The following is a 5,855-nucleotide window of genomic DNA, read 5'->3' on the forward strand; positions in this document are numbered from 1 at the left end:
CCCGCCGCCGCCGCCGCCCGGCGGCCCGACGCCGCCTCCGCCTCCCGGCGACGGCGCCTACCAGCAGAGCCAGCCGCTCAGCCCGGCCGACGAGAAGCTCTGGGCCACGCTGATCCACATCGGCGGCATCCTGTTCGGCTTCCTGCCCGCGCTGATCGGCTATCTCGTCCTGAAGGACAAGGGCCCCTTCATCCGCGAGCACACCGCGACGGCGCTGAACTTCCAGATCACGCTGCTGATCGCCTACGTCGTGGGCTCGATCCTCACGTTCGTGATCATCGGCATCTTCCTGCTGCTCGCGGCCTGGATCGCCGCGATCGTGTTCGGCATCATCGCCGCGATCAAGGCCAACAACGGCGAGTACTACGTGTACCCCGTCGCGATCAAGTTCGTGAGCTAGTCCTCGAGCAGGCGCCGCACGACGGCGTCAGCCAGCAACCGCCCTCGTCGGGTCAGCGCGAGCCGCCCGGCGAGGGCGGTTCGCGCGTCCACGAGCCCGTCGGCGATGAGGCCCGCGACCGCATGCCGGCCGCCCGCGTGCAGGCTCGACACCTCGACGCCCTCCCTGATGCGCGTCGCGAGCAGGATGCGCTCGGTCTCGCGGGTCGCGTGGTCGAGCGTCTCGCGGCCGACCGCCGGCGAGACGCCCGCAGCCAGTCGCTCTGCGTACGCCGCAGGGTGCTTCGCGTTCCACCAGCGCACGCCGCCCACGTGGCTGTGCGCGCCGGGCCCGACGCCCCACCAGTCGTCGCCGCGCCAGTACCCGAGGTTGTGCCGCGACCGCTGCGCGGCATCCGTCGCCCAGTTCGAGACCTCGTACCACTCGTAGCCGGCCTCGCCGAGCAGCTCATCGGCGAGCTCGTACATGTCGGCCGCGAGGTCGTCGTCGACGGCCGGCAGTTCGCCGCGGCGGATCCGCCGGGCGAGCTTGGTGCCGTCCTCGACGATCAGCGCGTACGCGCTGACGTGGTCGGGACGCTCGGCGAGCACGGCCGCGAGGCTGGCGCGCCAGTCGGCGAGCGACTCCCCCGGCGTGCCGTAGATCAGGTCGAGGCTGACGTCCAGGCCCGCCTCGCGCGCCCACCCCACGACGAGCGGGACCCGCTCCGGGTCGTGGGTCCGGTCGAGCGCGGCGAGCACGTGCGGCACCGCCGACTGCATGCCGAACGACACCCGGGTGAACCCGCCGTCCGCGAGCCGCCGCAGGTCGACCGCGTCGACCGAGTCGGGGTTGGACTCGGTCGTGACCTCGGCGCCGTCCGCGATGCCGAACGCGTCGCGCACCGCGCCCAGCATCCGGACGAGGTCGGCGGCGGGCAGCAGCGTCGGCGTCCCGCCGCCGAAGAACACCGTCGCAGCCGGGCGGTCCGGGGCGCCGGACGCCGCGAGCACGTGGCGGGCGAACCCGAGCTCGGCGGCGGCCTGGTCGGCGAAGTCCTCCTGGCGCGCACCGCGGAGCTCACCCGACGTGTACGTGTTGAAGTCGCAGTACCCGCACCGCACGCGGCAGAACGGCACGTGCAGGTACACGCCGAACGCGCGGGACGCGGCATCCGTCGTCGCACTCGCCGGCAGCAGGCCGTCGGCCGGGGCCGGGTCGGCGATCGGGAGCGGCCCCGCCATCAGACGGGGAAGGCGGGATGCAGCGCACGGAGCTCCCGCTTCGTGAGCTCCCGCCGACGCCGGCGCACGAGCGGCCCGAAGACGCGCCGCAGGCCTCCGTTCGGCTCGAACGCCGACCGGATCGTCAGCCAGACCGAGTCGTCGTCGCGGTGCTCGAGGATGAACGACTCCTCGCCGTTCTCCGAGGCGTCGCCGGTCGTCCCGTAGGCGAAGCCGATCCGATTCGGCTCGTCGACGACGTAGACGACGAGGACCGGGGTCGCGTGCGAGCGGAGCCGGCCGTGCCGCCTCAGCGTGGCGGTCATCCCGGCGCTGACGTACGGCGTGCCGTCGGGGCCGAACCGCTGCTCGACGCGCGCCGCGGGCTGCTCGGGGAGCGGCGCGCCGGTCTCGTCGTACGCGATGCCCGTGTACTGGGCGCCCGTGCCGGGCGAGGCATCCACCACGGTGAAGCCGGCGCCCTGCTGGATGCCCCAGGTCATGAGCGACTCGGCCGCCGCCTCGAAGCGCTCCCGGCCGGAGCCCAGCCGCACCGAGTCCTCGGCCGGCGTGAACCCTGCGGGCGGGTAGCGCAGCAGGTCGGGGTCGAGCGTCGCGCCGATCGCGCCATAGGTGACGGACTGGTCGGTGAACGTGCTTCGCCGGGTCATCGCTCCCCCTACTTCTTGGCGTCCTTCTTCTCGGTCTCCCCGCTCAGGGCGGCGATGAACGCCTCCTGGGGCACCTCGACGCGGCCGACCATCTTCATGCGCTTCTTGCCCTCCTTCTGCTTCTCGAGGAGCTTGCGCTTGCGCGTGATGTCACCGCCGTAGCACTTCGCGAGGACGTCCTTGCGGATGGCCCGGATCGACTCGCGCGCGATGATGCGCGCCCCGATCGCCGCCTGGATGGGCACCTCGAACTGCTGCCTCGGGATGAGCTCGCGCAGGCGCCCCGTCATCAGCACGCCGTACGCGTAGGCCTTGTCGCGGTGCACGATCGCGCTGAAGGCGTCGACCTGCTCGCCCTGGAGCAGGATGTCGACCTTCACGAGGTCGGCGGCCTGGTCGCCCGCGGGCTCGTAGTCGAGCGAGGCGTAGCCGGCGGTCTTCGACTTCAGGTTGTCGAAGAAGTCGAACACGATCTCGCCGAGCGGCATGTGGTACCGGATCTCGACCCGGTCCTCGCCGAGGTACTCCATGCCGAGGAGCGTGCCGCGACGCGACTGGCAGAGCTCCATGATCGTGCCGACGTAGTCCTTGGGCGCCAGGATCGCGGCCTTCACGATCGGCTCGCGCACCTCGGCGATCTTGCCGCCGGTCGGGAACTCGCTCGGGTTCGTGACCGTGACGGTCTTCTTGTCCTCGGTGGTCACCTCGTAGACCACGGACGGCGCGGTCGCGATGATGTCGAGGTCGAACTCGCGGCGGAGCCGCTCGGTGACGATCTCGAGGTGGAGCAGGCCCAGGAACCCGCAGCGGAAGCCGAACCCGAGCGCGACCGACGTCTCGGGCTCGTAGACGAGCGCGGCATCCGAGAGCTTCAGCTTGTCGAGCGCCTCGCGGAGCTCGGGGTAGTCGCTGCCGTCGATCGGGTAGAGGCCGGAGAAGACCATCGGCAGCGGTTCGGTGTACCCGGCGAGCGGCTCGGCCGCCGACTTGGCGGCGGTCGTCACGGTGTCGCCCACCTTCGACTGGCGGACGTCCTTCACCCCGGTGATGAGGTAGCCCACCTCGCCGACGCCGAGGCCCTTCGTCGGGGTCGGCTCAGGCGCGCTCACCCCGATCTCGAGGATCTCGTGCGTGGCGCGCGTCGACATCATCTGGATGCGCTCGCGCGGGTTCAGCTGGCCGTCGACCATCCGGACGTAGGTGACGACGCCGCGGTAGCTGTCGTACACGGAGTCGAAGATCATCGCCCGCGCGGGGGCGTCCGCATCGCCCGTCGGCGCCGGGATGCGCTCGACGACCCGGTCGAGCAGGTCCTCCACGCCCATGCCGGTCTTGCCGGAGACCCGCAGCACGTCGTCGGGCGAACCGCCGATCAGGTCGGCGAGCTCGCGCGCGTACTTCTCGGGCTCGGCGGCCGGCAGGTCGATCTTGTTGAGCACGGGGATGATCTCGAGGTCGTTCTCGAGCGCGAGGTAGAGGTTCGCGAGCGTCTGGGCCTCGATGCCCTGCGCGGCATCCACCAGCAGGATCGCGCCCTCGCACGCGGCGAGCGAGCGCGAGACCTCGTAGCTGAAGTCGACGTGGCCGGGCGTGTCGATCATGTTGAGGGCGTACGACGTGTCGCCGACCTGCCAGGGCATGCGCACGGCCTGGCTCTTGATCGTGATGCCGCGCTCGCGCTCGATGTCCATGCGGTCGAGGTACTGCGCGCGCATGTCGCGGTCGGCGACGACGCCCGTGATGCCGAGCATGCGGTCGGCGAGCGTCGACTTGCCGTGGTCGATGTGCGCGATGATGCAGAAGTTGCGGATCAGCGCGGGATCGGTGGCGGCGGGCACCGGTGGGGCAGCGGCTCTCGGAGACATCCCGTCGATTCTCCCATGCGGGCGATCGCACTTTCGACGGATGCCGCCCGAGGTGCCCCGGACTACGCTGAATCGCACCATGACCGTGCTCGATGCCCCACTCGTCGGACGGGTCCAGCCGTCCGCGCTGCGCCCCGTGTTCGTCTCGTTGCGGGCCGGACTCCACGTCCTCGTGGTCGGCCTGACGTTGTTCGTCCTCGCACGCGCGGTGCTCGCCGGCGGCGAGCAGCTCGTCGCGATCTCGATCCTCTCGATCGCCTTCATCGGCGCCTACCTCGTCGGCGTGGTCACCGCGCACCAGGTCGTGACGCCGTGGATGCGCGCGGCCTGGCTCGTCATGCTGCTGGGACTCTGGCTGGGGCTCAGCGCGCTGACCCCGGACGCGGCCTTCCTGGCGTTCCCGCTGTTCTTCCTCGAGCTGCACGTGCTCCCCGCGCGGTGGGCGGTGCCGCTCGTCGGCGTCACCTTCGTCCTCAGCGTGTGGAGCTCCACCTCGCAGCTCGGGTTCGAGGTCGGCAGCGTGCTCGGACCGCTCATCTCGGCGGGCGTCGCGGTGATCATCGGGCTCGGCTACCGGGCGATGGCGGTCGAGACGCGCGAACGGCAGTCGCTCATCCTCGACCTGCTCGCCACGCGCGAGGAGCTCGCGGCCGCCAGCCGCGAGGCCGGCACGCTCGCGGAGCGCGAGCGCATCGCCCGTGAGATCCACGACACCGTGGCCCAGGGGCTGTCGAGCATCCAGATGCTGCTCCACGCCGCCGAGCGCGACGTCGCCGACACGAGCACGCGCGACAAGCTCCGCCTGGCCCGTGAGACGGCGGCCGAGAACCTCCAGGAGACGCGCCGCTTCATCCGCGAGCTCACGCCGCCGGCGCTCGACGAGCAGACCCTGCCGGGCGCGCTCCGCCGCCTCGCGGATGCCACGAACGAGCAGGCGCGCCAGGCGGGCACGCGCACGCGCATCGCCTTCTCCCTGAGTGGCGACCCGGTCCCGCTCCCCATGTCGATCGAGGCCACGCTCCTGCGGCTCGCGCAGGGCTCGCTCTCGAACGTCGTCAAGCACGCCGATGCGGCGCGCGCCGAACTCACCCTCAGCTACCTCGGCGACGAGGTCGCGCTCGACGTCGTCGACGACGGCGTCGGCTTCGACCCGTCGGCGCTCGGGGGCGACGACGAATCCGTGCCGTCGTTCGGGCTCCGCGCCATCCGCCGCCGCGCCGAGAGCCTCGGCGGCACGGTCGACGTCGAGTCGACGCCCGGGGGCGGCACGGCGCTCTCGGTGCGGATCCCGGTGGTCCGGGCATGATCGGGCTCCTGCTCAGCGACGACCATCCCGTGGTCCGGGCCGGCATGCGCGCGCTCCTCGAGGCCGAGGACGACCTCCACGTCGTGGGCGAGGCGGCGAGCGCCGAGGAGGCGGTCCGGCTCGCGGAGACCCCGGGCATCGACCTGGTCCTCATGGACCTCCAGTTCCCCGGTGCCCTCCAGGGCGTCGACGCGACGCGTCGGATCCGCTCGATGCCGAACGCCCCGCGCGTGCTGGTCCTCACGAACTACGACACCGATGCCGACATCCTCGGCGCCATCGAGGCCGGCGCGAGCGGCTACCTCCTGAAGGACGCCCCGCCCGGCGAACTCGTCGCGGCGATCCGCGCGGCGGCGGCCGGCGAGTCCGCGCTCGCCCCGACGGTCGCGTCCCGGCTCGACGAGTCGCAGC

General features: G+C 71.9%; 6 protein-coding genes. 3 read left to right on the top strand and 3 right to left on the bottom strand.

Annotated features, from left to right (window positions below; genetic code table 11):
• Nucleotides 1–400: DUF4870 domain-containing protein (locus ESO86_RS10055; protein WP_242492312.1), on the top strand; the 400-nt coding region annotated here is incomplete at its 5' end.
• On the opposite strand, the gene hemW is transcribed toward ESO86_RS10055, so the two are convergent.
• From hemW to lepA, 3 genes are read right to left on the bottom strand one after another with little or no spacing between them, the layout of a single operon-like run.
• Complete coding sequence (gene hemW / locus ESO86_RS10060) at nucleotides 397–1,623, bottom strand: radical SAM family heme chaperone HemW (protein ID WP_129234776.1); 1,227 nt, start codon at nucleotides 1,621–1,623, stop codon at nucleotides 397–399. The genes ESO86_RS10055 and hemW overlap by 4 nt on opposite strands.
• Nucleotides 1,623–2,273: a DUF1990 family protein gene (locus tag ESO86_RS10065; protein WP_129234777.1), complete on the bottom strand. Its 651-nt coding sequence runs from the start codon at nucleotides 2,271–2,273 to the stop codon at nucleotides 1,623–1,625. The genes hemW and ESO86_RS10065 overlap by 1 nt, the downstream gene beginning before the upstream one ends.
• An 8-nt stretch (nucleotides 2,274–2,281) precedes the next feature.
• On the bottom strand, nucleotides 2,282–4,138 hold the full coding sequence (gene lepA / locus ESO86_RS10070) for a translation elongation factor 4 (protein ID WP_129234778.1): 1,857 nt from the start codon (nucleotides 4,136–4,138) through the stop codon (nucleotides 2,282–2,284).
• A 79-nt stretch (nucleotides 4,139–4,217) separates the two neighbouring features.
• Here lepA and ESO86_RS10075 point away from each other — a divergent pair, with 79 nt between their 5' ends.
• Together ESO86_RS10075 and ESO86_RS10080 are read left to right on the top strand one after the other, a co-directional pair.
• On the top strand, nucleotides 4,218–5,444 hold the full coding sequence (locus ESO86_RS10075; protein ID WP_129234779.1) for a sensor histidine kinase: 1,227 nt from the start codon (nucleotides 4,218–4,220) through the stop codon (nucleotides 5,442–5,444).
• On the top strand, nucleotides 5,441–5,855 hold a 415-nt coding region (locus ESO86_RS10080), incomplete at its 3' end, for a response regulator (protein WP_165307611.1). The genes ESO86_RS10075 and ESO86_RS10080, both read left to right, overlap by 4 nt.

It is taken from the genome of Agromyces binzhouensis (assembly GCF_004135055.1).
Classification (GTDB): domain Bacteria; phylum Actinomycetota; class Actinomycetes; order Actinomycetales; family Microbacteriaceae; genus Agromyces; species Agromyces binzhouensis.